Genomic DNA, 26,307 nt, shown 5'->3' with positions numbered 1-26,307 from the left:
TTGGTCGCGCGTTGATCGCGGTGGCACGTTGATCGCGTTCTGCGCGGGCGTTACTCAGCGACGGTTTGACGCACCGAACGACTCCAGCCACTCGCGCCCTTCGTCCCAATCACCAAGCCCGCTGTCCGCGTTGATATGCCCGCGCGCACCGATGTCGATCCAACGGCTGCCCCAAGCGTTCGCACAGGTCTGTGAAAACGTCACGCCGCCATAGGGATCGTCGCGGCTCGCCACGACAATGGACGGAAACGGCAGGCGCGCGGGCGGCACGGGTGCGAAACCGCTCGCGTCCTGCGGGAAATGCGCTTCGGCGGGATCTGGCGGAGCGACCAGCAATGCGCCCGCCACCTTCGCAAGCTGCGCGGCGCCCGCGTACTGCGAGGCCCAGAAGGCGACCGTCAGGCAACCGAGGCTATGCGCGGCGAACACCACCGGCGCGTCAGCGGCGGCTACGGCGGCATCGAGCGTGCGGCACCAGGCGTCGCGTTCGGGGTGGTCCCAGTCGGTCATTCGCACCCGTACGAATGACGGGTCCAGCGCTTCCCAACGCGTCTGCCAGTGGCCAGCGCCGGAGCCTTGGTAGCCGGGCAGCACGAGTGTGCTCAGTTGTTTTTGTCCGCTCATCGCGTTCCCCGTTGGTCGTTACCTGCAGTTAGTCGTGACTTGCAATTTATTGTCGTAGGCACGGCCACCTTTTCAACGCATCACGCGCGCCACACCCACGCCGCGCGGGTCCGCTGCCGGCTCAGGCGCGGTGCCGTCGATACGAATCATCTGCACATCGCCGTTGAACGACTGCCCCTCGAGCGTGTAGCCCATGCCTTGCAACTGCTCGGCCAGCTCACCCGTGACCGGATGATACGGCTCGAAATAGATCGTCTTTTGCGGCAGCAACTGATGGTGGAAACGCATCGCGGCGAGCGCGTCGGCGGGCGGCATATTGAAATCGTACAGGTCGGTCATTACCTGGAATATCGAGGTCAGGATGCGCGAGCCGCCTGGCGTGCCGATCACGAGCGACACCTTGTTGTCCTTCAGCAGAATGGTCGGCGTCATCGACGACAGCGGGCGGCGTCCGGGCGCCACCGTATTGACCTCCGCGCCGCTCGCGCTCGCCGGCCTGGTGACGAAGTCATCCATGGCGTCGTTCAGCAGAAAGCCGCCGCCGTCCACCACCACGCCCGAACCGAAGTCACCGTTCAACGTGTACGTGTTCGACACGGCATTGCCCCACTTGTCGACCACCGAGAAATGCGTGGTCTGCGCCTTCTCCGGCGCCGCGTCGCCGAGGCCCGGCTTGACCGGCGCCGCGCCCGGCACTTCGTCGGGTTTGACTTCGTCCGCGCGCTGCGCAAGGTAGGCGTCGTCGATCAGTTTGCCGACCGGCACCTTGTACGCATCCGGATCGCCCAGGTATTGCTGGCGATCAGCGAACACGCGGTCCTCGATCTGTGCGATCAAATGGATATACGGCACGGAATTGAGTTCGAGGCCGTCGAACGCCTGCTTCAGATCGGCTTTCATCTTCAGCATCTGGATCAACCCGACGCCGCCCGAACTCGGCGGCGGCGCGGTAACGACCTGGTAGCCGTTCCAGTCGGCGGTGAGCGGCTGGCGCCACACGGCTTTGTATTGAATCAGGTCCTGCTTCGTGACAAGACCGTGGCCGTACATCTGCTGGGCAATCAGATCCGCGGTGCGGCCTTCGTAGAATTCGCGCCCGCCGTCGCTCGCAATGCGCGACAGCGTCTGCGCGAGTTCAGGCTGGCGGTACGTCAGGCCTGCCTTGAGACTGGAAAAGTACGCGTCGAAATTGGTCTTGCCGGCGAAGTTCTTCGCTGCGGCGTCGCGGCGCTGCTGCAACCATGGCTCGACCTGAAAACCGTCGGTGGCATAGCGGATCGCCGGCGCCAGCACCTGCTTCCACTTCAGCTTGCCGAAACGCTGCTGCGCCTCCCACATGCCCTCGACCGTCCCCGGCACGGCCACCGCGCGGTGGCCGACGGTGCTCATGCCCGGCAACAGGTTGCCCTTGTCGTCGAGGTACATGTCGCGGGTCGCCTGTTGCGGCGCGCGCTCGCGGTAGTCGAGGAAGTACGGCTTGCCGTCCATGAACACGGTCATGAATCCGCCGCCGCCCAGATTGCCCGCGTCCGGACAGGTCACGGCCAGCGTGAACGCGATTGCGACAGCGGCATCCACCGCGTTGCCGCCGGCGGCGAAAATCTGCTGCGCCGTGTCCGCGCTGTAACGGTCCGGCACGGCCACGGCCGACGCGTCGAATACGGCTTTGGGCGGCGGCGTTTTCGCCAAAGCGGGCACGGGCGCGAGCGCGCTGCCCGCAAACGCGGCGAGCATGGCCGACACCGTCACGAGCCGGGCGAAATTAAGAGCGGTGAAAGGCGCGCGAGGCGCGCCGTGCGTGGGGACAGACATCCGAGAAACTCCGGCAACTGAGGGCGCCATGGTGCACGAACGACAGGATTTCGTGCAAGGCGACAAGGGACTGTGCGGCCCGGGCATGGAAGGCTCGCGACCGGGCGCGGCGCCAGAAAGCCCAATGCGGGCATGCCGCACGCGAGCGGACGAGGCCGCGCCGCTCGCATCCTAAGTCGGCGGCGAACCCATCAACAAACCGATTTACCTCCTGTTACAGCGCCGGCTGCGCCCAGAATCCGCCACGAAAACCGCTCAAACGTTGGCTGCATGCCGCACTCGCCTGCCGCAACGGGGCTCGTCAGGTAGAATTGTCGGATAAGAGGACGCATTGCGCGCCCTCGACAGACTTTCACCTTCTCGCATGAATACCGAACGCAACGACGCGCCAGCGGCATCCAATTTCATCCGCAACATCATTGACGAAGACAACCGCACCGGCAAGTGGGGCCAGCGCGTCGAAACGCGCTTTCCGCCCGAGCCGAACGGCTATCTGCACATCGGTCACGCCAAGAGCATCTGCCTGAACTTCGGCGTGGCGCGCAGCTACGGCGGCGTGTGCCATTTGCGCTTCGACGACACCAATCCGGAAAAGGAAAGCGTCGAATACGTCGACTCGATCATCGACGCCGTGCGCTGGCTCGGCTTCGAGTGGGAAAAAGACGGCAAGGAACAGCTCTACTACGCGAGCGATTACTACGACAAGCTGTACGAATTCGCCGAGCTGCTGATCGAACGCGGCAAGGCGTATGTGGACAGTCAGTCGGCCGAAGAAATGCGCGCGAACCGCGGCTCGGCCACGGAAGTCGGCACGCCCTCGCGCTTTCGCGAACGTTCGGTGCAGGAGAATCTCGACCTGTTCCGCCGCATGAGGGCCGGTGAGTTCAAGGAAGGCGAGCATGTGCTGCGCGCGAAGATCGACATGTCGTCGCCCAACTTCAACATGCGCGATCCGGTCATTTACCGGATCCGTTTCGCGCATCACTACCGGACCGGCGACAAGTGGTGCGTGTACCCCATGTACGACTACACGCACTGCATCTCGGACGCGCTGGAAAACATCACGCATTCGCTGTGCACGCTCGAGTTCGAAGACCACCGTCCGCTGTACGACTGGATTCTGAACGAGCTTGCCGAGGCCGGCATTTTCATGCGCCCGCTCCCGCAGCAGATCGAATTTTCGCGCCTGAACCTGACCTACGCGATCACCAGCAAGCGCAAGCTGCTGCAACTCGTGACCGAAGGTCACGTGGACGGCTGGGACGATCCGCGTATGCCGACCATCGTCGGCGTGCGCCGGCGCGGCTTCACGCCGGAAGCGATCCAGTTGTTCTGCGAGCGTATCGGCATCACCAAGGTCGATTCGTGGATCGACATGAGCGTGTTCGAAGGCGCGCTGCGCGACGATCTCGATGCGAAGGCGCCGCGCACGGCCGCCGTGCTCGACCCGGTCAAGCTGATCATCGACAACTTCCCGGAAGGCGTGACCGAATCGTGCAATGCGCCGGTCCACCCGCATCATCCGGAAATGGGCGTGCGCGAATTTCCGATTTCACGCGAGTTGTGGATCGAGCGCGACGACTATAACGAAACGCCGCCCAAGGGCTACTTCCGTCTGTTCCCGGGCAACAAGGTACGCCTGCGCTACGGCTACGTGATCGAATGCATCGGCGCGGACAAGGACGAAAACGGCAACATCGTCGCGATCCACTGCAACTACTTCCCGGACAGCAAATCGGGCACCGAAGGCGCGAACAACTACAAGGTCAAGGGCAACATCCACTGGGTCAGCGCCGCAGGTGCGTGCCCGGCCGAAGTGCGCATCTACGACCGCCTGTTCAAGGAGCCGCAACCGGACGCCGGCGGCCGCGATTTCCTCGAGGCGCTGAATCCGGATTCGAAGCGCGTGGTCAACGCCTACCTGGAGCCGGGCGCGCGCGAGGCGCTGCCGGAACAGCGCTATCAGTTCGAACGCCACGGCTACTTCGTTGCCGACCGCGTCGATTCGCAACCGGGTAAGCCCGTATTCAATCGCATCGTCAGCCTGCGTGATAGTTGGGGCAAGCCGGCGTAAGCTGAACGTGAGCTTTGTTGCGCAGTAAACGTTGAATACGGCGTGCGTCTCGTGAGAAGGATGCACGCCGTTTTGTTGCATCCCTATTCCATCGACAGTGACGACGCGGTGTTCGCAAGCGCCAGTCCCGGAGGTCTGATGAAAGTTTCAGCCCGCCACAGGGCGAGTATCAAGGACACAACGCGGCACCCCATGCAGGACACGGCGTGGCGTGCAACGCACGGCGCCGCGCAGGCCACGCGCGACTGCGTTCGTGGTGCGCGTCGCGCGCTCATGGCACTGGCCGCCTTCGGCGCGGCGTCGCTGACTTGCTCCGCGTACGCGGACGAACTCACCGGCACGCTGAAGAAAATTCACGATGATGGCGTGGTCGTGCTCGGCGTGCGTGAAGCGTCGATCCCCTTTTCCTATTTCGACGGCAAAGGCACGGTCGGCTACTCGCAGACCATCGCGCTGCAGATCGTGGACGAGATCAAGAAGACGCTCGGCATGCCGCAACTGAAGGTGCGCGAGATCACCGTGACCTCGTCGAACCGTACGCCGATGTTGCTCAACAACCAGATCGATCTGGAGTGCGGGTCGACCACGCACACGGTGGAACGCGAAAACCTGGCTGCGTTCTCCAACAGTTTCTTCCAGTACGCGGTGCGCATGATCGCGCGCAAAAACAGCGGCATTACGGATTTTCAGGATCTGGCCGGCAAGGCGGTCGTAACGACCGCGGGCACCTCGGATGAACGCCTGCTGCGTCGCCTGAATACCGACAAGCATCTGAACATGCGCATCACCAGTGCCCGGGATCATCCCGAGGCGTTCGGCGCGCTCAAGGACGATCGGGCCGTGGCCTTCGTGATGGACGAGCCGATCGTGTACGGTTTCAAAGCGACCGACCCGCGTCCGGACGACTTCGTGGTGACCGGCACGCCGCTTGGCTATGAAGTTTACGCGTGCATGTTCCGCAAGGGCGATGAACCGTTCCGCAGCCTCGTGAACGGGGTGATCGCGCGCGGCCAGACTTCCGGCGAAGCGGAGCGTCTGTACAAGCAGTGGTTCACGCAACCTATTCCGCCGCACGGTATCAATCTGAATTTTCCGCTGTCGGAGCAGAACCGCGCCCTCTTCGCGCATCCCAACGACCGGGCGCTCGACTGAACTGTCAGGCGGCCTGCGCACTCGCCGCTAGAGCGACCGGTGCAGTTCCGCGAGTGACAGCGTGGTCTGAAAGAGCCGCGTGAGACTGCGGCTCGCATACTTGTCGACCTCGTCCGGCGAGGTCCAGCGGTAGGCATCCATTTCCGGAATCAGCGTGCCGTCATAGCGGCGCGGAAAAAGCGACGTGCAGGTGCATACGCTCAGATCGAGTTCGTCGACGGTAGCGCGCGCGCCGAACAGATGCAGATCCTTGTCGCGCCGGTAGACGAACAGACCCAGGTCTTTCAGACGCGCGGGCTCAATGGCGATTCCGGTCTCCTCGACCATCTCGCGCAACGCCGTGACATGCGGCGCCTCGCCTTCTTCGCCGTGCCCTTTCGGAATATCCCAGTGCGATGTCTCGGTGGCATGCGCGAGCAGCACGCGGCCATCCGGATCAAGCAACACGATGCCGCACGAGATCACCCGCGCGCTCATTGCGCCCCCGCTTCACGCGAGCACACACACCAGCGCGCAGGCACATGCGGGACTTCCAGCCGCGCCGGCAGCAAGCGGACACGCGCCGCCATGACGGCCTGCATGCTCAATGCTTTTTCTGCAGTTGCCAGGTGCCGCTGCCCTGCTTGCAGAACTGCGGGCGCAGGCTCATCGACTGTCCCTTCGCATTGAGGAGGACGCCGACATCACGGCAGGTGCGTTCGCCATCTTTGGCCGTGCTGGCAACCGTTATCGCTGCGTCGATCTTTACGCTGTTGCCCGTGCCTTCATTGACCCAGTTCGTGGTTTCGCCGTCCTGTTTGTCGTTGAGGGCGGAGAAGACCGCCTTTTTGACCGAGTCGATGTCGCGTTGCTTCATATAGGTGAGCGGCGTGTCGTTCAGAAAGCCGAGGTTCGCTGCGTGCGCGCCGATCGCGCCACCGAGCAACACACTAGCGGCGGTCAGGTGACACAGCACACGGGTTCGCATCGACATGAAGGGTTCTCCTCGAAAGTGTTCGGACGGTCTCGCGCTCGCTCACGGCGTCTCGCGATCTGGACCTCAAAAGCATAGCATGGCGCCTCTGAAGTGACCGTGCGAAACGGCTGAGCGCTGAGTCAGCGCAAACGCCCGCGACGTGAGCCTGCGGCGCGCGCCGCTCCCCGCGTCACGCGTTGGCACCTGCGGCGGCCTCACGCAATTTTAGGACGCGTCCCATTCCGAATAGTACGACCCATTCTTAAGATGGCTTGTCGCGCTTTCGCGGCAATCCGAAACCCGCCCCGGCCACCTCGCCATGCACATCCTGTCCACTCTGGAAATCTTCGCTGCCGCGCTGGCGCTGCTGTGCCTCGCGCTGGTGCCGGTTGCTATTCGCCGCGATCCGGGACTTGCGCGGCGCATCGTGCGGATGGACGCGCTGCCTCGCGCCCGTTGGCCCAATCTGCTGACGCGCGCGGGCATCGCTTGCCTGCTCATGTCGTTCGCCTGGCTGCTCGTCGGCTGCTATTACATGCTGGCGAGCGCGGGCGATTGAGACTGCGCTGAGCGGCTGGCTACGCGAGCAACAGCAGCCCTTGCACCACCTGCATCCACGTCTTGCTTCACTTCGCGGCCACTGAACTGACCGTCCCGCCACCCGCGCTATACCCGTCCGTCAGCGTATTCAAAAACGCGACCACCTCCTTGATTTCAGCCTCGTCGAGCGCCGGCTTGTCGCCCGGTTTGCGGTCGAACGGCGCCTCGGTATTCAGATTGGCCCAGTATTGCTGCGGCAGATCGTCGAACTTCTGCACCTTGCCTTTCGACACCGGATAGAACTTCTCGGGGTTCGTGTCGCGCTGCGCATAGAAGCGCACCACCTGATCGAGCGAATGATAGATGCCGTTGTGGAAGAAGCTCTTCTTCAACGCCACATTGCGCAGCGTCGGTGTGCGGAAAATGCCGCAAAATTCGGCGCGGCCCTTCAGATCGGTGCGCTCCGGACCGCACGCGCCGAGGTCGTAGAAATGCGGATCGCGATTCACGGGCAGCGCGCGATTGCGCGGCACGCCGATCGCGATCAAGCCGAAGTCGCTGAACTGCGGTGGCGCGCCGTCTTTGCTGCGCTGGCTGATGTGGCAGCTCGCACAATTGCCCTTATTTTCGTCGTTGAAGAGCTGAAGCCCGCGGAGTTCGGCTTGCGTCAACGTTGCCTTGCCCGCGAGATATGCGTCGTACTTGCTGGTGTACGGATAGAAAGTTTCGGGCGTCTGCTCGAAGGTTTCGAGCGCTTGCAGCACGGCTTTGAAGGTGGCGTCGTCGCTATCGAAAACGTGTTCGCCGAAGGCCGCACGGAAAGCACCGGCATACGGCGCGGCCTTGACCGCCGCTGTGACCCTGGCCGGCGTGCTGCCCATTTCGAACGACGACAGCAACGGAATGCGCGCCTGGTCAGCGCCACGGTCCACGCGGCCATCCCAGGTCAGGCCGCCCGTCGGCCCCGCGTCCACGCTTTCGTCGCCCTCGTCGTCGGACTCGTGATAGTGCTCGGCGAACGCCGGCACCGATTGCAGATACTTCAGCGTCGGCGCGGCGCGCATGCCGGTGCGGTGCATATCGCTGCCGCCCAGTTGCACCGACAACGCATTGGCCGGCGAGAACCCGTGGTCCGGACTGTGGCACGACGCGCAAGCGAGCTTGCCGGAGCCGGAGAGCGACGCATCGAAAAAGAGCTGCTTGCCGAGGGCTGTCATCTGCCGCACCGACTCGTAGACCTGCGCGCGCGACTGGCCCGCCTCACGAGCGGCGACCCGCACAGCCGACGCCGCGACCGGCCCCAACGAATGCGACGACGCGCCCGCGGCAGCGCTCGCCGCTTCACTCGCGATCGCCGCGGTCCCCGGCGCACCCGCGTCACACGCGGCAAGGGTCATGGTCATGGCCGTCAGCGCGAGCGCTGCGGCGAGCCGCACGCGCCTCGGCGCGAGTCCGGCAGTACGCCGCGCCGCGCCTCCAGCCATTATTTTTCGAATCCCGGACAGACCTGGCCGCATATGAAAGATGTGAGTTCGCGATAGTGAAGTCCGCGAGCGTATTTCATCCGCATGTCGATTAAATGACATGTAGCCGACGGAATTTCCCAAAGCAGAGGTGATTCGTAATCAATTACATCTTTCTGTCAAATTGCCTTGCCAAACTTTCGCCGGCGGCCATCCGTGTAAGGAGTGCACGTGGCCCGTCCCCAACGCGAGAGAGAAACCACATCAAATGAACAAGAAACTGATCTGCGCGACGCCTATCGCGATCGCAGCAGCGTTGAGCCTGTATGCATGCGGCGGCAGTGAAGTCACGCAACCGGACATCACCTCGATCAAGACGGTCGTGGTGATTTACGCGGAAAACCGCAGCTTCGACAACCTGTACGGCAACTTCCCGGGCGCGAACGGATTGCAGAACGTGACGGCGGCAAGCGCCACGCAGGTGGACCGCAACGGCACGACGCTCGCGACGCTGCCGCAGGTGTGGAACGGCCTCACGCAAACCGGCGTGACGCCGGTGGTGACGCAGGCCATGACGGCGAATCTGCCGAACAGTCCGTTCGCGATCGACGATCCGAACGGCTTCAACACGCCTATCACGGCCACCACGCGCGACCTGTATCACCGCTTCTACGAGAATCAGATGCAGATCGACGGCGGCAAGAACGACAAGTTCGCCGCGTGGGCGGATTCGGGCGGTCTCGTGATGGGCCACTACTCACTCAATGCCGACAAGCTGCCGTTGTGGAAGATCGCGCAACAGTACACGCTGGCCGACAACTTCTTCATGGGCGCGTTCGGCGGCTCGTTCCTGAACCATCAGTGGCTCGTGTGCGCGTGCACGCCGACCTATCCGAACGCGGACAAGAGCCCGGCGGCCGGCTCGATCTCGTCGGTGGAAAGCGACGGCGTCACGCTGAAGGTCGCGACCAACTCGCCGGCTTCGGCGTTGAGCGGCCCGCCCAAATACGTGAATTCGGGCAACCTCACGCCTGACTTCTACGCCATCAACACGATGCAGCCGCCGTATCAGCCGAGCGGCAACAAGGCGGCGTCGGGCGGCGACGCGAATCTCGCCGATCCGTCGGCGGCGACCACCTTGCCGGCGCAGACGCAGCAGCACATCGGCGATCTGCTGAACAACGCGAAGGTGTCGTGGGCATGGTACGGCGGCGCGTGGGGCGCGGCTGTGTCGGCGGCGCAAGCCGGCACGTCGAACGTGATCTACGGCGCGAATCTGTCGGCGCCGAACTTCCAGCCGCATCACCAGCCGTTCAACTATTTCGCCGACCTCGCGCCGGGTAGCGCGAACCGCGCGCAGCATCTGCTCGACGGCGGCCTCGCCGGCTCTGAGTTCATCAAGGCGATCGACAGCGGCACGCTGCCGCAAGTGTCGTTCTACAAGCCGCAGGGCAATTTGAACGAACACCCGGGCTATACGGACGTCGCGTCGGGCGACCAGCACATCGCCGACGTGATTTCGCATCTGCAGAAGAGCCCGCAGTGGAACAACATGGTGGTCGTCGTGACGTACGACGAAAACGGCGGCTTCTGGGATCACGTGGCGCCGCCGAAAGCCGACCGCTGGGGTCCGGGCACGCGTATTCCGGCGCTGATCATCTCGCCGTACGCAAAGAAGGGTTATGTCGACCACACGCAGTACGACACCACCTCGATCCTGCGTTTCATCACGCACCGCTTCTCCTTGCCGACGCTGCCGGGCATCGCGGCGCGCGACGCGGCGCTCGTGAGCAACGGCAGCAAGCCGATGGGCGATCTCACGGCCGCGCTGAACATCCGGCCATGAGCGAACGGCCAGACGTGTCCGATACCACGCGGACGACGTCGAGCATCAAGCAACAGTCCGCCGGACGGTGAGACTTTGAGGGGCAGCTTCGGCTGCCCTTTTTTTATGCCTGCCGCACGGAGTGCGACGCGTTTTCACGAGCGGCGTATGCTTCGACGCAAGACGCGATCGCTTCGCCTCGCCGATGACGGCTCGACATGCTTCGCAATGCATGGCGGGCTTGCCCACTCACTCAGGAGTTCGACAGCATGACTGGAAGAACCATCAAGGTACCCGGCCCCGATCATCCGATCACGGTCGAACCGGCGAAGGCGCGCGTGGTCGTGACCGTAGCCGGCAAGGTGATCGCCGATACGCACAATGCGCTGGTGCTGCGTGAAGCGTCGTATCCGGCGGTGTATTACATTCCGCGCAACGACGTCGAGATGACGCTGCTCGCGCGCACCGACCACGCGACCTACTGCCCGTACAAGGGCGATTGCGCGTACTACAGCATTCCGCTTGGCGGCGAGCGGACGGTGAACGCGGTGTGGACTTACGAGTCGCCGTATGCGGCAGTGAAAGAGATCGCGCAGCATCTCGCGTTCTATCCAGACCGCGTCGACTCGATCGATGTGAAACCGGCAGGTTGAGAACGGCGCGGCGAGGCAGCAGCAATGCGCGACGCACGCTCGCCGCGCACCGGCGCGGGCCGCGGCACGCCGCGCGGCGTGAGCACTCGCAAACATGAGAAGTACGGCAGGAGGGACTCGAACCCCCCACCCTCGGCTTAGAAGGCCGATGCTCTATCCAGCTGAGCTACTGCCGTATTGACGTGAGGCGATGCAACTACGCACAGCATGCATCGCCCGCAATGAGAACCCGCTCTCGGGCATTGGACCCTGTGCCCCGACAAGCCACAGAGTTCGTGGAATACCGAAATTCTAACTGACCGCGCCCCAGACGGGAAATCTGAGCCCGCATGGGACAGAGTTCCGCGAGCGGGCCCGAGCACCGTGGCAAGCCATCAAACAAACGGGCCCGGCAGGTTGAGCCGGGCCCGGATTATAACCGATCGCTCCCTGCCCGCCAGCACGCAGCGGACACGGCGAACACAATCAGACCGGTTGCGGATTCAGCAGGAACCAGCCGAGGAACACGATACCGGCAATCACGCAATACACGCCGAACGAAGCCAGACGACCGCGGCCTTCGAAATAGCGCATCAGGAAACGCACGCTGAGGTACGCGGCGATCGCCGTCAGCACGCCGCCAAGCAACGCGTCCGCGAGCTGGCCCGGCGCGTGGAACAGCTTCGGCAGTTCGAGCACGCCGGCCGCGAAGATGATCGGCGTGCCGAGCAGGAACGAAAACTCCGCGGCCTTCTCCGCCGTCAGGCCGGCCGCATTACCGGCGATCATCGTCAGGCCGCTGCGCGAAAAACCTGGAATCAGCGCGCCGATCTGCGCCAGACCCACGAAAAACGCCTGACCGAAACTCAGCTTCTCCGGCGCCTGATGCGTCCGCGTACGCTGCAGGCGGTCGCCGAACCACAGCAGCACACCGTTGACGATCAGCGCGATCGCCACGATCCGCAAGTCGTGGAAAATCCGCTCGAGCCGCTTTTCCAGCAGCAGGCCGACGAGACCCGCCGGAATCGTGCCGATGATGAGCGCCCACATCATGTGCGCGTCGTCGTTACGGCGGCCACCGAACGACGCGAAGAAACCGCGCACCAGCGCACACCAGCGTTTGCGGAAGTACCACAGCAGCGCGAACGCCGTGCCGAGATGCAGCGCGACGAGGAACGGCAGCAGTTGCGGCGCGTGTTTGTCGATATGCATACCGAACAGCGCGGGCACGAGCAGCGTATGGCCGAGGCTGCTCACCGGAAACAGTTCGGTGACGCCTTGCAGCACGCTCAGGAAGATCAGAAACGACAGGTTCACGCGGCGGATCCTTGTAAGGAAAATGTCGGGGACTAGCGCGCCGGATAAGGATCTGCGGGCGCGTCAAAGGCGCACCGATTATGCCTGGCTGCAATGTCAGCGCCAAGCGTTTGAGCCGCATTCGAGGAAATATTGTGCGCCGCGTCACAACTCGAAACCGTTGTTACGGGGCTGAAAAAGACGGGCACCGTGGGAAGGCTGCCCTATGTGACTAGCGTGTACGTCATGACAGCCGGCGGACCAACCATCCGCGAGCCGCGCTTTGACGGCGAAACAAGAAGGTAATCCGGAGCGCTCGAATCAGCGTTCGAGTTTGTAGAAGAAGTAGACCGTGCTTGCCGCGAACATGCCGAATAAAGCCACACCCATTGCCATTGCGAGATCCATACAGCCTCCTGAGCCGATCTTGCCGGGTCGTCGAAGTTACCCGGGAGTCAGACGAATTATCAGAAGGATGCCCTTGCGGCGACACCCGCAATTTCCCCAGAAGGGTTTCCCCGTAGCGGAAAGCAGCGCAGAATCATTCCTTTCGTGAGCCGCCGCGCGGCGATTTCCGATGTTCACCGTCGCTCGCAAGCCGCGCTTGCGCGGCCTTCGGCTCACCACTGTCCGCCCTCAAACCCTTACCCATCAGCCCATCGACCATGCCCCTCTCCCCGCAACAGGACATTCTCGAGATCGACCAGGACGACTCCGTGCTGCGTTTCGCGCCGCAAGCCGGCGGCCGCCTCATGTCGTGGACGATCGACGGCGAAGAAGTCATCCATTGGCCGGAGCACGCCGACTGGAGCCAACCCGCGCGGATTCGCGGCGGCAATCCCCTGCTCTTCCCGTTTCTCGGCCGGCATAGAGTCGACGGCAAAATCGGTTTCTGGCGTGACGCCAAAGGCACGGTGCGCGAACTGCCGATGCACGGCTTTGCCCGCGACCTCCCATTCGAAGCTCACGCCGACGTGCATGGCGCGGGACTGCGCATGATCCTCACCGATAGCAAGGCAACCCGTCACGGCTATCCGTTCGGCTTCCGCTTCGAGGCCGCCTACAGCCTCGCGGATGCGCGCACGCTCGACGTCACCTTCACCACCACCAATACCGGCGACGCGCGTCTGCCCTACTACGCCGGCCATCACTTCTACTTCACGCTGCCGCACACGCAGCGCGCCCAGACCTCGCTGGAGCTGCCGCGCACCGAACGGCGCTATCAGCAGGACGACGGGTCGATCAGCGCCGCCGAGCCTGGCGAAGCGCGCTACACGCTCGACGAGGCGCGCATTCATGACCGCTTCCATTGCCTCACTGGCACGCCGGATCAGCCGGTCCGCCTCATCGCGCCGGGTCTGGACCGGCTCGTCACGATCGACCTGCAACGGCCGGGCTCGGTGCCGTGGTACGCCGTGACGACGTGGACCGAAGCCGCGGACTCGGACTTCTACTGTGTCGAACCGTGGCTCGGACTGCCGGACGCGATTCACAACGGCATGGGCTTGCGCTGGCTCGAACCGGGTCAGACGGAGGTCGCGGCGCTGCGCATCACCGTCACCAGGCTGGGTTGATCGCGGTAATTTCACTTACAGGCTCGCGGACGGATTTGAAGCGGGGTTTGCTTCCGGCTTTAGCCCTGCTTTTGCCACGACCGTCGCTACATTTCACCGCACGTTGGCCCGCGCGAGCCTCCAGCGTTGGCGGCTTTTCGCGTGTTGCAGCGCAAAACCGTTAGAATCGAGCGCTTTGTATCCACCTGCCGCGTGATCGGGATCGGCGCGCGGCAGCGGTTTGCGAGGTCCAATGCGTAACACAACAAGAATGATGAAGCAGCTCGTCGGCGCGTCGTTGGTGGCTTTGCTCGCCGCGTGCGGGTCGGCGCCGGTGGGACCGGGCTTCTATCGGGTGGAACAGGGCGATACGCTGTCGAAGATCGCGCGCAGTAACCGGCAATCGGTGCAAAGCATCGTGCGCTGGAACAATCTGACCAATCCGGACAGCATCGAGGTCGGCCAAGTCCTGCGCGTCGCGCCGCCGGGCGGCGCCGCGTCGACCGGTGGCGCCGTGCGCAGCAGTGGAAACGGCAGCGCGTCTTTGCCGGCTACGCGCCCGGCGCCCGCGGACAGTACGCCGTCCGCCGCTCCGGCTTCGACCATCTCGCTGGTATGGCCAGCCGACGGCACGGTCATCCGCCGTTTCGACGGCAGCAATTCGAAGGGCATCGATATTTCGGCGGCAGCGGGCACGCCCGTGATCGCCGCGGCGCCCGGCACGGTGGTCTACGCCGGCAATGGTTTGCGCGGCTACGGCAATCTGCTGATTCTGAAACACAACGCCGAGTATCTGACCGCCTATGCGCACAACCGTGTGCTGCTGGTGAAGGAAGGCCAATCGGTCACGCGCGGCGAGAAAATTGCCGAGATGGGCGACACCGATACCGACCGTGTCATGCTGCATTTCGAGCTGCGCTATCAGGGGCGTTCGATCGACCCGTCGCGGGCGCTGCCGCCTCGCTAGAGGGCGGACGCAAGCGCGGACTGGCGGGCGGTTTCGCCAGTCCCGATCCGGACTTGCCGATCATGTATGCGCCTCTGGCGCTCACTCGGTCCCGTGTCTGGCACGCGCCGTGCAAGGCGGCCAAGGGAACCCGGCGTGCTATAAAACGCCCAATCAGGACACGACGTGGCCTCGCTTCACGTCTTTTTCGGTCATTTGTAAGGAACCTCTATGAAGAGCGCATTTGCGTCCGTCGCGACGGCTGCGGCGATCGGTCTCGGCGTACTGACGCTCGGCGGCCTCGGCGGCTGCTCCAGCACCACCACCATGACCTACCTGCCGAGCGGCGACACCGGCTTTGCAATCAATTGCAGCGGCAGCGACGCAAGCTCGAGCTGGGCCGAGTGCTACAAACGCGCGGGTGAAGTGTGCGGCAACTATGGCTACGACGTCGTTTCGAAAGATGTCGACAACGGCGCGACCTCGGGCGGAACGGTGGGCGGTATTTTTGGCGCGAACGTGAAAAATCGCTCGATGGTGGTTCGCTGCAAGCAATGACGATAACCCACGACCACGCACGGCAACGCGCCAGCCGCCACGCGGGCGGCCGCTGCGATTAGCGGCGGCGCCAGCGTCCTGAGCGCGGGTCGATGCGCGCGGCGAAGGCGACCAGCACGCCGAGCGCGATCGGCCAGATGCCAAGAAAGATGAGTAGCGCGGTCATACTCAGGAAAGAAAAAGTAAGGTTTCATGATCCGCCGTTGATATGAAACCGCAGTGACCCGCACGTGAATCCCACGAAAAAAAAGCCCGGCACGAGGCCGGGCTAACGGGGGTTCGGCGCATATCGGCAAAGGACCGGTTCACCATGCGCCAGAACGAAATCTAACAACCCGCTTTTACAAGCGCAATATATTAATTGCGCATGCAATGTGATACGGCGTACGGATTCCGCGCTACGTGAACCAAACAAGTCGGAAATAAACAGGCTTAATACGCCCAGCGTTTCAAATGAAACGCCAACAGTGCCACGCCGCAAAGCCCACGCAAAACCCGCGGATTGCCCGGCGCACCGCGCGGCGCTGGAATCCGCCTGAAATGGCCTGCGAAAAGGCTGAAGAAAGGGCACTGGCGGATTTCGGCTAATCCATTCAGCATATTTCGGACGCTTTGCGTCTTGCGTAGCTTTAGTGCGCCAACGCACTCTTTCTGACAATCAATGAAAATCGTGATGACATTCAATGCCTCGATAAATCAGCTGATTTATTCACCACACATTCGCGAATAGCGAATATACAGAGATCGGTTAATCCACCGACAAATTGCGGCGCCGAAAATCGACTCACATTAATGAGTCGATCAAACAAATCACAAGTACCGCCATCGAATCGTTCAAGCTGGCCGAATGGCTAAAATCGGCCGCCTGGAGTTTCGTGCCTACATGACGCGCAAGCCCAGTTCGGTGACGAGCACGGCTGCCTGAGCATGTGAGATCGTCGCGCCCTTGAAGAGCGCTGCGTCGACGAGCCGCACGCCGCTCAGGTCGGCTTCGCGCAGGTCCGCGCCGTCGAAGCGCGCGCCCTTCAGATGCGCGTCCTTCAGGCTGCCGCCGTCGAAAATCGCTTCGCGGAAATCGACCCCGGCGAGATCGGCGTCGGAGAAATCGAGCTGATGCAGAGTGGCTTTGCGAAACGACAGGCCGCGCAAGTGCGCGCCGACCAGCAGGGTTTCGACGAAGCTCAAGCCGAGCGCCGCGCACGCTTCAAAATTGGCGCCGGTCAGCTTACAGCTGTGAAACGACGCCGAAGCGAGCTTGGCGCGCCGCCAACTGGTGTTGTTCAGGTCACTCGACTGAAACTGCGCGTCGACCAGATCGGCTGACGCGAAATCCGCTTCGCGGCCGCGGCAACGGACCCAGCGGGTATGCGAGAGCGTCGCGCCGAAAAACGAGGTTTCGACGATCGTGCAGCGATGAAACTCGGCGCCGCGCAGGTCGAGTCGTGACAGATCCACGCCTTCGAAATCGCAGCCGGTGAAATGAAGCGGCGCCTTATTGCCGGCGCCGCTCGCCGCGATGAGTTGCTCGACCTCGGCACGCGTGAGCGTCGCGTCGGTCACGATATGCGCTGGCGCGCCCGCAGCCGGCGCCGTTGAATCCAGTGACATGAAGGTTAGAATCGATTTCGAAAGACCGCTAGCCTACCGGAACGCGGCCCCCGCTGGCGGCCCGTACCGATGGTTTATAGTAACGACCCCGTCAAATCCCGCTTACGATGACTTCCAACGACGCCACCCATAGCCCGCTGTACGCCAAGCTGCTCGCCGAAACCGCCAAGATTGGCTGGCCCGAACTCGAACGCTTTTTTGCGCGCGGCATGCTGCTGCGCGTCGTGCGCGACCTCGACCTGGTCAGCGTTGCCGAAGCCATCGCCAGCGACGACACCGCGCAGGTGACGCAATGGCTGTCCGCGGGCCTCGTCGAGCGCGTGCAGGCGGAAACCGCCGCCGATTTCGCCGCGCGCGACCCGGACCTCTGGGCGGTCGTCGTCTCGCCTTGGGTGTGCGTGCAGGAACGCAATTGAGCAATGCCGCGCGCGGCGCGGACCCGTCGGCAGCAGCGCCCGCCGTTCCCATCCACTGGCACCGCCGGGTGCTGGCGCTGGCGTTTCCCATCGTCCTTGCGAATCTGACGCAGCCGATTCTCGGTGCGGTCGACACCGCTGTCGCCGGCCATCTTGACGGCGCGTCGTATCTCGGCGGCGTGGCGCTCGGCGGGCTCTTTTTCAACTTCGTGTTCTGGGGCTTCGGCTTCCTGCGCATGGGCACCACGGGTCTGGTCGCGCAATCGCACGGCGCGAACGACTCCGCCGAACTGCGCAACAACGTCGTACGCGCGCTGTTGCTGGCGGCCGCGATCGGCGCCACGGTGCTGGCGCTGCAATTGCCTCTGATCGACTACGCCTTGCGCGTGATCGGCGGCAGCGACGCGGTACAACGCAATGCCCGGCTCTATTGCCACGCGCGCATCTGGGCCGCCCCGCTCGCGCTGGGCAATTACGTGGTGCTCGGCTGGCTGCTCGGCACGCAGCAGGTGCGGCTCGCGTTGCTCTCGCAGGCGTTTATCAACGGCGTGAACATCGCGGCAGTGCTGTTGTACGTGTATGTGTTCGATTGGGGCGTAGCGGGCATCGGCGCGGCCACGGCCACTGCCGACGCACTCGGCTTCGTGCTCGGCGCCGCGCTGTTATGGCACGGCAGGCCGCGCGGCCTGCCCGCGCTGAACCGCGCAGCCCTGTTCGACACGGCTGCGCTCACGCGGCTGGTGGTGCTCAATCGCGACATCTTCGTGCGCACCTTGTGCCTGCTCTCGTCGTTCGGCTGGTTTGCCCATCTGGGCGCGCGGCAAGGCGACACCACACTCGCCGCCAACGCGCTGCTGCTCAATTTTCAGACCTTCATGGCTTACGGGCTCGACGGCTTTGCGCACGCCGCGGAGGCGCTGGTCGGCGCGGCGATCGGCGCGCGCGAGCGGCATGCATTCACGCAGGCGATCAAGGTGACGGCGCTGTGGTCGGGCCTCGGCGCACTGGGGTTCTCGCTGGTGTATTGGAGCGCGGGCTCGTGGATCGTCGAACGTCTGACCAATCAGGCCGCGGTGCGCGTCACCGCTGAGATGTATCTGCCGTGGGCGGCGCTCTCGCCGGTGGTTTCCGTGTGGGGCTTTCTGCTCGATGGGGTGTTCATCGGTGCGACCCGCACGCGCGAACTCATGATGTCGATGGTGGTGTCGTTCACGCTGTTCGTGGCGGCGTCGTGGGCCTTGCTGGCGCTCTACGGCAATCACGGTTTGTGGGCCGCGATGCTGTTCTTTATGGCGCTGCGCGGCCTCACGCTCGGTCGGTACGTGCCGGGCGTCGTGCGCGGCATGGCGGGTGCGACGGGGTAGGTGGCTTGCTGGCTTGCTGGCTTGCTGGCTTGATCGGCTCGAAGGGCTCGAAGGGCTCGAAGGGCTCGAAGGGCTCGAAGGGCTCGAAGGGCTCGAAGAGCCTAAGCGGCTTGGCCCAGTTGGCCAGCTTAAGCCCCACTCATTTCGCATCGCGGTAGCCGGTTACGGCTTGAAACAAGCGCACACATATCCGCCGCCACGCGCGCCCTAAAATGACCCCAGCCCGCGCATTCCGCGCGAACAGTCTGCGCGGGTCAGAGGCGCCGGCGTGCCCGCGCCGGTGCTTCGCCCCCGCTACCCACATCCCCTTTGCCGATTTCGTGTTCCGTCGACGCTCAAGGCGCAGCCGGTGAAGGCACCATCGTTGGCGGCCGGGTGTCGGTCGGCACGCCGTGATAGTCGGCGGGATCTTGCGGCGGCGGACCGCCGTGATGGCCGGACGGATTGTTCGCACAGCCGGCAACGCCGGCAATCAGCAGCAACGCAAGCATCGGAACGCGGATCATAAACAGGTGGTCTCTCGAAGCAGAATGCAGAATAAAAAAAGCAGCAGCCGGCCGGTAGTCCGGCAAGCGCGAGCGCCGAGAGTCTAACCGCAAAGCGCCTTTAACGACGCCGCGGAAAACAGCGTGTGCCTGCCATTTTGTCGCGCGTGACCTACTATAAAGTCACCGCCGCATGTCATAGGAGGCTGCCATGGACGCAGAAACGATCGCGGGTCTGACCGGACTCGCCATAGGCCTGCTCGTGCTACTCGCCTTATCGATTTTCGAAGCGAGAACGTATCGGCGCGAACACGACGGCGAAGGCATGGTGCATCACTGGCTGACTCATCAGCACATGCCGCATTGGATGCGTCGCCGGCACTGAACGGAAACCGGCTGACGAACGATGACGCCCGCAGTGGTCTTGCTGTTGCAGGCGGATTTCAATCATGCCTGCGCGCGGAAGACCAGCGCGACGGCGGCCACGCACTGAATTATTGCCCCATTGCGCGGTGAAGGCGGCAACGCATCCGCCCGGGCCGCGCGAATCTTTCCTGCCCGTCACTCTCCACGCCCATTGCGCTCTCGTGACGCACGGCGCCCGACCGCCGTTCCGCGCTCGCTCGTCGCTACAACCCGCTCAGGCACACGCCTTGCTGCTCTCCAGTCTGCAAGCAGCGCGCAGATCGCGCGCGGAATGTCCCGGCGTGAATGCGCCGAACCAATCAGACTAACTGGCCGAGGCCAGACAGGGAGAACCAGAATGACCATCGGAACCATACTGCTTATCGTGCTCATCCTCCTGCTGATCGGCGCGCTGCCGAGCTGGCCGTATAGCAGCGGCTGGGGCTACCGGCCGACCGGACTCGTGGGCGTCGTACTGATCATCGTGATCGTCTTGCTGCTGATGGGACGCATATAATCGCGGCCGCATCGCGTTTCTGAGCGATTGTTTTCGGTCCGGCGCAAATCGTGATTGACTCTGGCACCCAATGCCACGTAGAATCTCGGATTCGTCGGAGCGTAGCGCAGCCTGGTAGCGCATCTGATTTGGGATCAGAGGGTCGAAGGTTCGAATCCTTTCGCTCCGACCACGAAAAGCAACACGAAACCCGCGTAGCCTCCGGCTACGCGGGTTTTTGCTTTTTGGCGTTCGCGTCGCGACAAACAAAGCGCGACAAACGAAGCAACTGCTCACGCGCGTCACACCGCGACGACTTGCCGCAACGCTTATACGGTCTGCCCCGATCGCCTTGCGGATTCACGAGCCCGCATGCGACAGTGATCAAAACCGTGCGCGTGCCTCATCAGGCACAAGCGCCGCAACCAGAGTCAAGGAGACACGCATGGATCTGATTCTCTGGCGTCACGCCGAAGCCGAAGAAATCGCCACGACCGACCTCGCGCGAGCGCTCACCACCCGAGGCCGCAAGCAGGCGCAAAGCGTCGCCAAGTGGCTGCGCACCCGACTGCCCGATGACGCCGTGGTGCTCGCGAGTCCTGCCGTGCGCACCATCCAGACCGCCGAGACCTTGAGCGATCAATATCGCGTGCTGCGCGAACTCGCGCCCAACGCGAGCGCGGACGACGTGCTCGAGGCGGCCGGCTGGCCCAAAGGCGTCGCGCAGACGGTGGTGATCGTCGGCCATCAACCCACGCTCGGCCACGTGGCCGCGCGTCTGCTTGGCAATAGCGAAGCAAGCTGGCCGCTCAAGAAAGCCGGCGTATGGTGGATTGCGAGCCGCGAGCGCGACGGCGACGACCACGCCGTGTTGCGCGCCGCAATGAGTCCCGATCTGGTCTGACTCAGTTCGGCGGGCCGGCTTAAAAAACCCCACGCGGTTCGGCGAGCCCGCGCCCATAAAAACCCACACGCGGTTCGCGACCCTCGCCGCGCCGCCCGTATCGATCACACGCTTGCCCCACTTCGCCGGGATTGAATCGTCCCGGCGCTCGAACTGCTCCCACACGTCGCCCCATGCCCGGCATTTGCGCGGGAGCAACACTCGCCGCCGCCCCTCGCAAGATTACAAGCCGCGCGCCTGCAGCTTACGGGCAGTCATCCAATCGTCATGGCTTTGCCATGCGAGCGTCACCAGGCGTTACTACATTGGCGAAAAAAGAATTCTCCCTTTTTTCGACCAGGACCCCCCATGCGAGAACTGCCGACGCCTACCCTGCCCCTCGCTTCCATCTTCGAGTCGCGCCGCCTGCCGCGCGCCGAGGAGACGGTCACCGCCCAGCATCGTTTGCAGGTGACGTGGGCGCGCACCGACGAGGAACTGCGCGAAGCCCAGCGTCTGCGCTACCGCGTGTTCGCCGACGAAATGGGCGCGCGTCTGACGGGCCCCGCGGGTCTCGACGTCGATTTGTTCGACGCCTACTGCGATCACCTGCTGGTGCGCGATCTCGACACGTTGAAAGTGGTCGGCACGTATCGCGCCTTGCCGCCGCATCAGGCCGCGCGCATTGGCCGTCTGTATGCGGAAAGCGAATTCGATGTGTCGCGCCTGACGCACCTGCGCGCCAAGATGGTCGAAGTGGGCCGCTCGTGCGTGCATCCCGACTATCGCAGCGGCTCGGTCATCATGTCGCTGTGGGCGGGGCTTGCCGCCTACATGAAGCACAACGGCTACGAGACGATGCTCGGCTGCGCGAGCGTGGCGATGGTTGACGGTGGCCACTACGCGGCGAATCTGTATTGCTCGCTGCGCGACAACGCGCTGACCGCGCCGGAATATCGCGCGTTCCCGCATACGCCGCTGCCGGTCGATGAATTGCAAACGGGCGCCGAAGTGGCGCCGCCGCCGCTGGTGAAGGGCTATCTGCGCCTCGGCGCCAAGATTTGCGGCGCACCGGCATGGGATCCCGACTTCAATACCGCGGACTTTCTGACACTGTTCCGTTTGTCCGATATCAATGCACGTTACGCTCGCCATTTCCTCGGCGATGCGCTGCCGCGCTAAGCGAACTCGCTCGCGTGACGCGCCTCGATGCGCGTCGGCGAAACGAACGGCCGTAAAAAAGCCCGGCGACATGCCGGGCTTTCTCATTTATGCACGGGCTCGAACGTTCAATCGTCCGTATAGACCACGCGATACGGCAGACCGACCTTCTCCCACTCCGCAGCTTCCTGGATCAGGCTGTAGTCGGTGAGCGGATTGTTGACCACCCACTCGTTCGGCAAACGCACCTCGTAACCGCCGTTGACTTGCGCCACCGAAATTCCCGGCAAGCCGACATCCGCACGCCGACGGCACAGCAGCGCCGCGAGGCGCAGACAGAACAACAGCGGCCACTCCACTTCGCGCGTTTGAGAAAGCTTGCCGAGTTTGCCCGCGTGACCGAGCACGAGCGCGGCGAGCCGCGCCTGGTCGGTGCGCGAAAAGCCCGGCATGTCCGCGTTGCTGGCGATATAGGCCGAATGCTTGTGATACGCGCTGTGCGAGATCGACAGGCCGATTTCGTGCAGCGCTGCCGCCCAGCCAAGAAACATGCGGTTTTCCGCACGGCGTTCTTCGTCGGGTTCCGCGAACTGGTCGTAAAAGCGCACCGCGAGTTCGCCGATGCGCCCCGCCTGCGCCCGATCCACGCCATAGCGGCGCATGAAGCCTTCTACCGTCACCGTGCGCATGTCCTCGTGCTGCGAACGGCCCAGCAGGTCGTACAGCACGCCGAGACGCAGCGCGCCGTCCGTGGTGTCGACGTAATCGACGCCGAGTTCGTCGAACACCGCGATCATGATCGACAGGCCACCGGCCAGCACCGGAACCCGATCGCCCTTCAACGCGACGAGCTTCAGCCGATTAACGTTCTCCGCCTTGATGAGCGCGCGCTTGAGCCGTTCAAGGCCGCCGCGCGAAATGCCGTGCGTAACGCCCGGATCATTGAAGCCGTTCGCTTCGACCAGTTCGGCCAACGCGCGTGCGGTGCCCGACGAGCCGATCGCCTGCTCCCAGCCGGTCTTCTTGTACTCGGCGGAAATGATCTGGATTTCGCGCCCCGCGGCGAGTTCGGCCTGGCGCATGGTGTATTCGTCGACGTTGCCGGCCGGGAAGAACGCACGGCTATGGCTCACGCAGCCGATATACAGGCTCTCCATCTTGATCGGCGTGTAATGCGAGCCGATGATGAATTCCGTCGAGCCGCCGCCAATGTCGACCACCAGACGTTTGCCAGGGCTCGCAGGCACGGAGTGTGCAGCGCCGGCGTAGATCAGGCGCGCTTCTTCACGCCCGGCGATCACTTCGATCGGAAAACCCAGCGCAGCTTGTGCCTCACCGAGAAATTCGCCGGCATTCTTGGCGATGCGCAACGTATTGGTGGCGACAGCACGCACATGATCGGGGTGAAAGTCGCGAAGACGCTCGCCGAAACGCTTGAGCGCGTCCCATCCGCGCACCTGCGAAGCGCGATCGAGCATCTTGTCGCGCGACAGGCCGGCCGCGAGGCGAACCGGCTCGCGCAACGCGTCGACCTGATAGATCTGGCTGCCTGCGTCGGTTTCCTCGACCCGGCCGACGATCAGCCGGAAGCTGTTCGAGCCGAGATCGACGGCAGCGAGGAGTTGTGGCGTAGTGACCATCGAGTAAGCGGACTCCATGCGCGCGAGCGTGGCGACGGAAGATGCGTGGGGAGCCGGTCGTCCACCCGGTGCCTTAGGCGCCTTCTGGCCGGCCGCGCTGTTCAAAGACGCCATTCTAAGCGTACCGGACCTCACGATGTCACCTCGCAGCGTTGGGGGAAACTATGCTCCCATATGAACTGCGTCATATTGACGACACGCAGCGAATCCGGCGTAAAATTTAAAACATCGAGAATGTCATAACAACGTCATCATACTGTGAGAATTTCCGAGCGTCTTTCCGCCTCTCTTCCTGACATTCCATTCTCGCTGCCGATGTCCATCCGCTACCCCTTATTGAATCGCGAGCTGGGCATTCTGGGTTTCAACGAGCGTGTGTTGGCACAAGCTGCCGACCCCGCCGTCCCTTTGCTCGAACGCCTGCGCTTCATCTGCATCACCAGTAGCAATCTCGACGAATTCTTCGAGGTCCGCATGGCCGGGCTGCAGGAGCAGATGCGCGACAACCCGGGCGCACTGTCGCCGGACGGCATGTCGCTGCAGCATGTCTACGACCTCGTGGTCGAACGCGCGCAGAAGCTCGTGCATCGTCAATACACCATGCTGCACGACACGGTGCTCACCGCGCTCGAAGCGGAAGGCATCTATTTTCACGGGACCGAAGCGTGGAACGAAGCGCAGACCGAATGGGCGCGCAACTACTTCTTCGACGAACTGCTGCCGGTGCTGACTCCGATCGGACTCGATCCGGCGCATCCGTTTCCGCGCGTGCTTAACAAGAGCCTGAACTTTGTCGTCGAACTGGAGGGCAAGGACGCCTTCGGCCGTCAGGCGATGATGGGCATCGTGCAGGCGCCTCGCGCGCTGCCGCGCCTCGTGCGCATGCCGCAGGAGCTATCCGGCTACCCGCATGGCTTCGTGCTGCTGAGCTCGCTGTTGCAACGCTTCGTCGGCGAGCTGTTTCCGAACCTCGTCGTGCGCAGTTGCAATCAGTTTCGCATCACGCGCAATAGCGAACTGTTCGTCGACGAAGACGAAATCACCAATCTGCGTGTCGCGCTGCAGGGTGAATTGCCGGCGCGGCATCTGGGCAACGCGGTGCGGCTCGAGGTGTCGGCGGACACGCCCTCGCACGTGGTGCGGCGCCTGCTCGATGAAAGCAGCCTCTCCAACAAAGATTGCTATTACGCCGACGGCCCCGTCAATCTCGTGCGGCTGATGCAATTGCCGGAGATGGTGGACCGCCCCGATCTGAAGTTCGTGCCGCACATTCCCGCGATTCCACCGCAGATCGCCAACAGCACCAGCATGTTCGACGTAATCGATCAGGGCGACGTGCTGCTGCACCACCCGTACGAAAGTTTTCAGCCGGTGCTCGAACTGTTGCTGCAGGCGGCCAAAGATCCGAACGTGATGGCCATCAAGCAGACCATCTATCGCACCGGCACCGATTCGCCGCTAATGGACGCGCTCATGCAAGCCGCGCGCAACGGCAAGGAGGTGACGGTGGTGGTCGAACTGCTCGCGCGCTTCGACGAAGAAACCAACATCAACTGGGCCTCGCAGCTCGAAGCGGTCGGCGCACACGTCGTGTATGGCGTAGTGGGCCACAAGTGCCACGCGAAGATGATGCTGATCGTGCGGCGCGTGTCGGTGGGCGGCAAGACCACGCTCAAGCGTTACGTGCACCTCGGCACCGGTAACTATCATCCGCGTACGGCGCGTCTTTACACCGACTTCGGCCTCATGACCGCCGACCAGAAAATCTGCGAAGACGTGCATCACGTGTTCCAGCAGTTGACCGGCATTGGCGGTGAATTGAAGCTGCACGAGTTGTGGCAATCGCCGTTCACGCTGCATCCGAAACTGGTCGAGGCGATTCGCGCTGAAGCCGAGCATGCGCGCGCCGGCAGGAAAGCGCGCATCGTCGCGAAGATGAACGCGCTGCTCGAACCCACGGTGATTGCCGAGTTGTACGAAGCAGCGCAAGCCGGCGTCAAAATCGATCTGATCGTGCGTGGCGTGTGTTCGTTGCAGCCGGGCGTGGCGGGCCTTTCGGAGAACATCACCGTGCGCTCGATCGTCGGGCGCTTTCTCGAACATCACCGCATCTTCTACTTCTACGACGGTGGCAAGGAACAGGTGTATCTGTCGAGCGCCGACTGGATGGACCGCAACTTCTTCCGGCGCGTGGAAGTCGCGTTTCCGGTCAACAACCGGCGTCTTAAGCGACGCGTGATCGCCGAAGGTCTGTCGGCGTTTCTCGGCGACAATCAATCCGCGTGGCTGATGCAAAGCGACGGCCATTATCGGCGCCGTCGGCCGGGCAAGTCTTCGCGCAACGCGCAGATGAGTCTGCTGGGGAAATTCTGTTCGTGACGGGTGCGCGCGCTTCGGCGGGCTAGTAACAACGCTCGTC

General features: G+C 63.4%; 26 protein-coding genes and 2 tRNA genes. 17 read left to right on the top strand and 11 right to left on the bottom strand.

Annotated elements, in window-relative coordinates; genetic code table 11:
- Positions 1-54 precede the first annotated feature (54 nt).
- Together AC57B1_RS35790 and ggt are read right to left on the bottom strand one after the other, a co-directional pair.
- The gene (locus tag AC57B1_RS35790) at positions 55-624 is read right to left on the bottom strand and encodes an RBBP9/YdeN family alpha/beta hydrolase (RefSeq protein WP_496420048.1); all 570 of its coding nucleotides are present in this window, start codon (positions 622-624) and stop codon (positions 55-57) included.
- Between the two features lie 72 nt (positions 625-696).
- On the bottom strand, positions 697-2,436 hold the full coding sequence (ggt, locus tag AC57B1_RS35785) for a gamma-glutamyltransferase (protein ID WP_496420047.1): 1,740 nt from the start codon (positions 2,434-2,436) through the stop codon (positions 697-699).
- Between the two features lie 28 nt (positions 2,437-2,464).
- Between ggt and AC57B1_RS35780 the strand changes: the two genes are divergently transcribed.
- From AC57B1_RS35780 to AC57B1_RS35770, 3 genes are all read left to right on the top strand, one after another.
- A complete protein-coding gene (locus tag AC57B1_RS35780) occupies positions 2,465-2,611 on the top strand; it encodes a hypothetical protein (RefSeq protein ID WP_496420046.1) in 147 nt (48 codons plus the stop codon).
- A gap of 189 nt (positions 2,612-2,800) precedes the next feature.
- Positions 2,801-4,510 (top strand): glutamine--tRNA ligase/YqeY domain fusion protein, encoded by a 1,710-nt coding sequence (locus tag AC57B1_RS35775; protein ID WP_496420045.1) that lies wholly within the window; start codon positions 2,801-2,803, stop codon positions 4,508-4,510.
- 138 nt (positions 4,511-4,648) lie between these two features.
- Positions 4,649-5,662 (top strand): transporter substrate-binding domain-containing protein, encoded by a 1,014-nt coding sequence (locus AC57B1_RS35770; protein ID WP_496420044.1) that lies wholly within the window; start codon positions 4,649-4,651, stop codon positions 5,660-5,662.
- Between the two features lie 27 nt (positions 5,663-5,689).
- Here AC57B1_RS35770 and AC57B1_RS35765 read toward each other — a convergent pair whose 3' ends face one another.
- Together AC57B1_RS35765 and AC57B1_RS35760 are read right to left on the bottom strand one after the other, a co-directional pair.
- The gene (locus tag AC57B1_RS35765) at positions 5,690-6,139 is read right to left on the bottom strand and encodes an NUDIX hydrolase (RefSeq protein ID WP_091792631.1); all 450 of its coding nucleotides are present in this window, start codon (positions 6,137-6,139) and stop codon (positions 5,690-5,692) included.
- Between the two features lie 106 nt (positions 6,140-6,245).
- Positions 6,246-6,635: a hypothetical protein gene (locus tag AC57B1_RS35760; RefSeq protein WP_496420043.1), complete on the bottom strand. Its 390-nt coding sequence runs from the start codon at positions 6,633-6,635 to the stop codon at positions 6,246-6,248.
- Positions 6,636-6,936: 301 nt separating this feature from the next.
- Here AC57B1_RS35760 and AC57B1_RS35755 point away from each other — a divergent pair, with 301 nt between their 5' ends.
- Positions 6,937-7,176, top strand: a complete 240-nt coding sequence (locus tag AC57B1_RS35755; RefSeq protein WP_091792629.1) for a hypothetical protein — start codon at positions 6,937-6,939, stop codon at positions 7,174-7,176.
- Between the two features lie 67 nt (positions 7,177-7,243).
- Here the strand turns inward: AC57B1_RS35755 and AC57B1_RS35750 are convergent, their stop codons facing one another.
- Positions 7,244-8,641 (bottom strand): cytochrome-c peroxidase, encoded by a 1,398-nt coding sequence (locus tag AC57B1_RS35750; RefSeq protein WP_496420042.1) that lies wholly within the window; start codon positions 8,639-8,641, stop codon positions 7,244-7,246.
- A 247-nt stretch (positions 8,642-8,888) separates the two neighbouring features.
- Between AC57B1_RS35750 and AC57B1_RS35745 the strand changes: the two genes are divergently transcribed.
- Together AC57B1_RS35745 and AC57B1_RS35740 are read left to right on the top strand one after the other, a co-directional pair.
- The gene (locus tag AC57B1_RS35745) at positions 8,889-10,466 is read left to right on the top strand and encodes an acid phosphatase (RefSeq protein ID WP_408354105.1); all 1,578 of its coding nucleotides are present in this window, start codon (positions 8,889-8,891) and stop codon (positions 10,464-10,466) included.
- 248 nt (positions 10,467-10,714) lie between these two features.
- Complete coding sequence (locus AC57B1_RS35740) at positions 10,715-11,098, top strand: DUF427 domain-containing protein (protein ID WP_496420041.1); 384 nt, start codon at positions 10,715-10,717, stop codon at positions 11,096-11,098.
- A gap of 102 nt (positions 11,099-11,200) precedes the next feature.
- Here AC57B1_RS35740 and AC57B1_RS35735 read toward each other — a convergent pair.
- Both AC57B1_RS35735 and AC57B1_RS35730 read right to left on the bottom strand, forming a co-directional pair.
- A tRNA-Arg gene (locus AC57B1_RS35735) sits at positions 11,201-11,274 on the bottom strand.
- 289 nt (positions 11,275-11,563) lie between these two features.
- A complete protein-coding gene (locus AC57B1_RS35730; protein ID WP_091792625.1) occupies positions 11,564-12,394 on the bottom strand; it encodes an undecaprenyl-diphosphate phosphatase in 831 nt (276 codons plus the stop codon).
- A 644-nt stretch (positions 12,395-13,038) separates the two neighbouring features.
- Between AC57B1_RS35730 and AC57B1_RS35725 the strand changes: the two genes are divergently transcribed.
- The 3 genes from AC57B1_RS35725 to AC57B1_RS35715 all read left to right on the top strand — a co-directional run bounded on the left by AC57B1_RS35725 (position 13,039) and on the right by AC57B1_RS35715 (position 15,430).
- Positions 13,039-13,947 carry an aldose epimerase family protein gene (locus AC57B1_RS35725; protein ID WP_496420040.1) on the top strand — a complete coding sequence of 303 codons (909 nt, stop codon included), beginning with the start codon at positions 13,039-13,041 and terminating at the stop codon, positions 13,945-13,947.
- A gap of 232 nt (positions 13,948-14,179) precedes the next feature.
- Positions 14,180-14,893, top strand: a complete 714-nt coding sequence (locus AC57B1_RS35720) for a peptidoglycan DD-metalloendopeptidase family protein (RefSeq protein WP_496420039.1) — start codon at positions 14,180-14,182, stop codon at positions 14,891-14,893.
- A gap of 210 nt (positions 14,894-15,103) precedes the next feature.
- On the top strand, positions 15,104-15,430 hold the full coding sequence (locus tag AC57B1_RS35715) for a hypothetical protein (protein ID WP_091792622.1): 327 nt from the start codon (positions 15,104-15,106) through the stop codon (positions 15,428-15,430).
- Between the two features lie 432 nt (positions 15,431-15,862).
- Here AC57B1_RS35715 and AC57B1_RS35710 read toward each other — a convergent pair whose 3' ends face one another.
- Together AC57B1_RS35710 and AC57B1_RS35705 are read right to left on the bottom strand one after the other, a co-directional pair.
- Positions 15,863-16,114, bottom strand: a complete 252-nt coding sequence (locus AC57B1_RS35710) for a hypothetical protein (protein ID WP_496420038.1) — start codon at positions 16,112-16,114, stop codon at positions 15,863-15,865.
- A 195-nt stretch (positions 16,115-16,309) separates the two neighbouring features.
- Positions 16,310-17,038: a pentapeptide repeat-containing protein gene (locus tag AC57B1_RS35705; protein ID WP_496420037.1), complete on the bottom strand. Its 729-nt coding sequence runs from the start codon at positions 17,036-17,038 to the stop codon at positions 16,310-16,312.
- A gap of 107 nt (positions 17,039-17,145) precedes the next feature.
- Here AC57B1_RS35705 and AC57B1_RS35700 point away from each other — a divergent pair, with 107 nt between their 5' ends.
- On the top strand, positions 17,146-17,454 hold the full coding sequence (locus tag AC57B1_RS35700; protein ID WP_408186617.1) for a DUF2288 domain-containing protein: 309 nt from the start codon (positions 17,146-17,148) through the stop codon (positions 17,452-17,454).
- Positions 17,451-18,818, top strand: coding sequence for an MATE family efflux transporter (locus tag AC57B1_RS35695; protein WP_408354092.1), 1,368 nt, complete (start codon positions 17,451-17,453; stop codon positions 18,816-18,818). The genes AC57B1_RS35700 and AC57B1_RS35695 overlap by 4 nt, the downstream gene beginning before the upstream one ends.
- Before the next feature lie 335 nt (positions 18,819-19,153).
- Here the strand turns inward: AC57B1_RS35695 and AC57B1_RS35690 are convergent, their stop codons facing one another.
- Positions 19,154-19,324, bottom strand: a complete 171-nt coding sequence (locus AC57B1_RS35690; RefSeq protein ID WP_408354089.1) for a hypothetical protein — start codon at positions 19,322-19,324, stop codon at positions 19,154-19,156.
- 190 nt (positions 19,325-19,514) lie between these two features.
- Here AC57B1_RS35690 and AC57B1_RS35685 point away from each other — a divergent pair, with 190 nt between their 5' ends.
- The 5 genes from AC57B1_RS35685 to AC57B1_RS35665 all read left to right on the top strand — a co-directional run bounded on the left by AC57B1_RS35685 (position 19,515) and on the right by AC57B1_RS35665 (position 22,269).
- Positions 19,515-19,688 (top strand): hypothetical protein, encoded by a 174-nt coding sequence (locus tag AC57B1_RS35685; protein ID WP_177204940.1) that lies wholly within the window; start codon positions 19,515-19,517, stop codon positions 19,686-19,688.
- Positions 19,689-20,066: 378 nt separating this feature from the next.
- Positions 20,067-20,225: a DUF3309 family protein gene (locus AC57B1_RS35680; protein ID WP_091792618.1), complete on the top strand. Its 159-nt coding sequence runs from the start codon at positions 20,067-20,069 to the stop codon at positions 20,223-20,225.
- Positions 20,226-20,320: 95 nt separating this feature from the next.
- Positions 20,321-20,397, top strand: a tRNA-Pro gene (locus tag AC57B1_RS35675).
- 252 nt (positions 20,398-20,649) lie between these two features.
- Positions 20,650-21,108, top strand: coding sequence for a phosphohistidine phosphatase SixA (gene sixA, locus AC57B1_RS35670; RefSeq protein ID WP_496420036.1), 459 nt, complete (start codon positions 20,650-20,652; stop codon positions 21,106-21,108).
- Positions 21,109-21,456: 348 nt separating this feature from the next.
- On the top strand, positions 21,457-22,269 hold the full coding sequence (locus AC57B1_RS35665) for a GNAT family N-acetyltransferase (RefSeq protein ID WP_496420035.1): 813 nt from the start codon (positions 21,457-21,459) through the stop codon (positions 22,267-22,269).
- Between the two features lie 107 nt (positions 22,270-22,376).
- Here the strand turns inward: AC57B1_RS35665 and ppx are convergent, their stop codons facing one another.
- A complete protein-coding gene (ppx, locus tag AC57B1_RS35660; RefSeq protein WP_496420034.1) occupies positions 22,377-24,002 on the bottom strand; it encodes an exopolyphosphatase in 1,626 nt (541 codons plus the stop codon).
- Between the two features lie 201 nt (positions 24,003-24,203).
- On the opposite strand from ppx, the gene ppk1 reads away from it, so the two are divergent.
- On the top strand, positions 24,204-26,267 hold the full coding sequence (ppk1, locus tag AC57B1_RS35655; RefSeq protein WP_408354077.1) for a polyphosphate kinase 1: 2,064 nt from the start codon (positions 24,204-24,206) through the stop codon (positions 26,265-26,267).
- The last annotated feature ends 40 nt before the right edge of the window (positions 26,268-26,307 follow it).

The organism is Paraburkholderia sp. BGA-UO-ETr-F21 (assembly GCF_059567925.1).
Note: the sequence above shows the minus strand (reverse complement) of the source record. Positions and strands in the feature narration are given on the sequence as shown.

Bases quoted from the DNA above. Each gene is read 5' to 3' on its own strand.
- AC57B1_RS35790 (WP_496420048.1), bottom strand. From the start codon at position 624: ATGAGCGGACAAAAACAACTGAGCACACTCGTGCTGCCCGGCTACCAA.
- ggt (WP_496420047.1), bottom strand. From the start codon at position 2,436: ATGTCTGTCCCCACGCACGGCGCGCCTCGCGCGCCTTTCACCGCTCTT.
- AC57B1_RS35780 (WP_496420046.1), top strand. From the start codon at position 2,465: ATGGTGCACGAACGACAGGATTTCGTGCAAGGCGACAAGGGACTGTGC.
- AC57B1_RS35775 (WP_496420045.1), top strand. From the start codon at position 2,801: ATGAATACCGAACGCAACGACGCGCCAGCGGCATCCAATTTCATCCGC.
- AC57B1_RS35770 (WP_496420044.1), top strand. From the start codon at position 4,649: ATGAAAGTTTCAGCCCGCCACAGGGCGAGTATCAAGGACACAACGCGG.
- AC57B1_RS35765 (WP_091792631.1), bottom strand. From the start codon at position 6,139: ATGAGCGCGCGGGTGATCTCGTGCGGCATCGTGTTGCTTGATCCGGAT.
- AC57B1_RS35760 (WP_496420043.1), bottom strand. From the start codon at position 6,635: ATGTCGATGCGAACCCGTGTGCTGTGTCACCTGACCGCCGCTAGTGTG.
- AC57B1_RS35755 (WP_091792629.1), top strand. From the start codon at position 6,937: ATGCACATCCTGTCCACTCTGGAAATCTTCGCTGCCGCGCTGGCGCTG.
- AC57B1_RS35750 (WP_496420042.1), bottom strand. From the start codon at position 8,641: ATGGCTGGAGGCGCGGCGCGGCGTACTGCCGGACTCGCGCCGAGGCGC.
- AC57B1_RS35745 (WP_408354105.1), top strand. From the start codon at position 8,889: ATGAACAAGAAACTGATCTGCGCGACGCCTATCGCGATCGCAGCAGCG.
- AC57B1_RS35740 (WP_496420041.1), top strand. From the start codon at position 10,715: ATGACTGGAAGAACCATCAAGGTACCCGGCCCCGATCATCCGATCACG.
- AC57B1_RS35725 (WP_496420040.1), top strand. From the start codon at position 13,039: ATGCCCCTCTCCCCGCAACAGGACATTCTCGAGATCGACCAGGACGAC.
- AC57B1_RS35720 (WP_496420039.1), top strand. From the start codon at position 14,180: ATGCGTAACACAACAAGAATGATGAAGCAGCTCGTCGGCGCGTCGTTG.
- AC57B1_RS35715 (WP_091792622.1), top strand. From the start codon at position 15,104: ATGAAGAGCGCATTTGCGTCCGTCGCGACGGCTGCGGCGATCGGTCTC.
- AC57B1_RS35705 (WP_496420037.1), bottom strand. From the start codon at position 17,038: ATGTCACTGGATTCAACGGCGCCGGCTGCGGGCGCGCCAGCGCATATC.
- AC57B1_RS35700 (WP_408186617.1), top strand. From the start codon at position 17,146: ATGACTTCCAACGACGCCACCCATAGCCCGCTGTACGCCAAGCTGCTC.
- AC57B1_RS35690 (WP_408354089.1), bottom strand. From the start codon at position 19,324: ATGATCCGCGTTCCGATGCTTGCGTTGCTGCTGATTGCCGGCGTTGCC.
- AC57B1_RS35685 (WP_177204940.1), top strand. From the start codon at position 19,515: ATGGACGCAGAAACGATCGCGGGTCTGACCGGACTCGCCATAGGCCTG.
- AC57B1_RS35680 (WP_091792618.1), top strand. From the start codon at position 20,067: ATGACCATCGGAACCATACTGCTTATCGTGCTCATCCTCCTGCTGATC.
- sixA (WP_496420036.1), top strand. From the start codon at position 20,650: ATGGATCTGATTCTCTGGCGTCACGCCGAAGCCGAAGAAATCGCCACG.
- AC57B1_RS35665 (WP_496420035.1), top strand. From the start codon at position 21,457: ATGCGAGAACTGCCGACGCCTACCCTGCCCCTCGCTTCCATCTTCGAG.
- ppx (WP_496420034.1), bottom strand. From the start codon at position 24,002: ATGGCGTCTTTGAACAGCGCGGCCGGCCAGAAGGCGCCTAAGGCACCG.
- ppk1 (WP_408354077.1), top strand. From the start codon at position 24,204: ATGTCCATCCGCTACCCCTTATTGAATCGCGAGCTGGGCATTCTGGGT.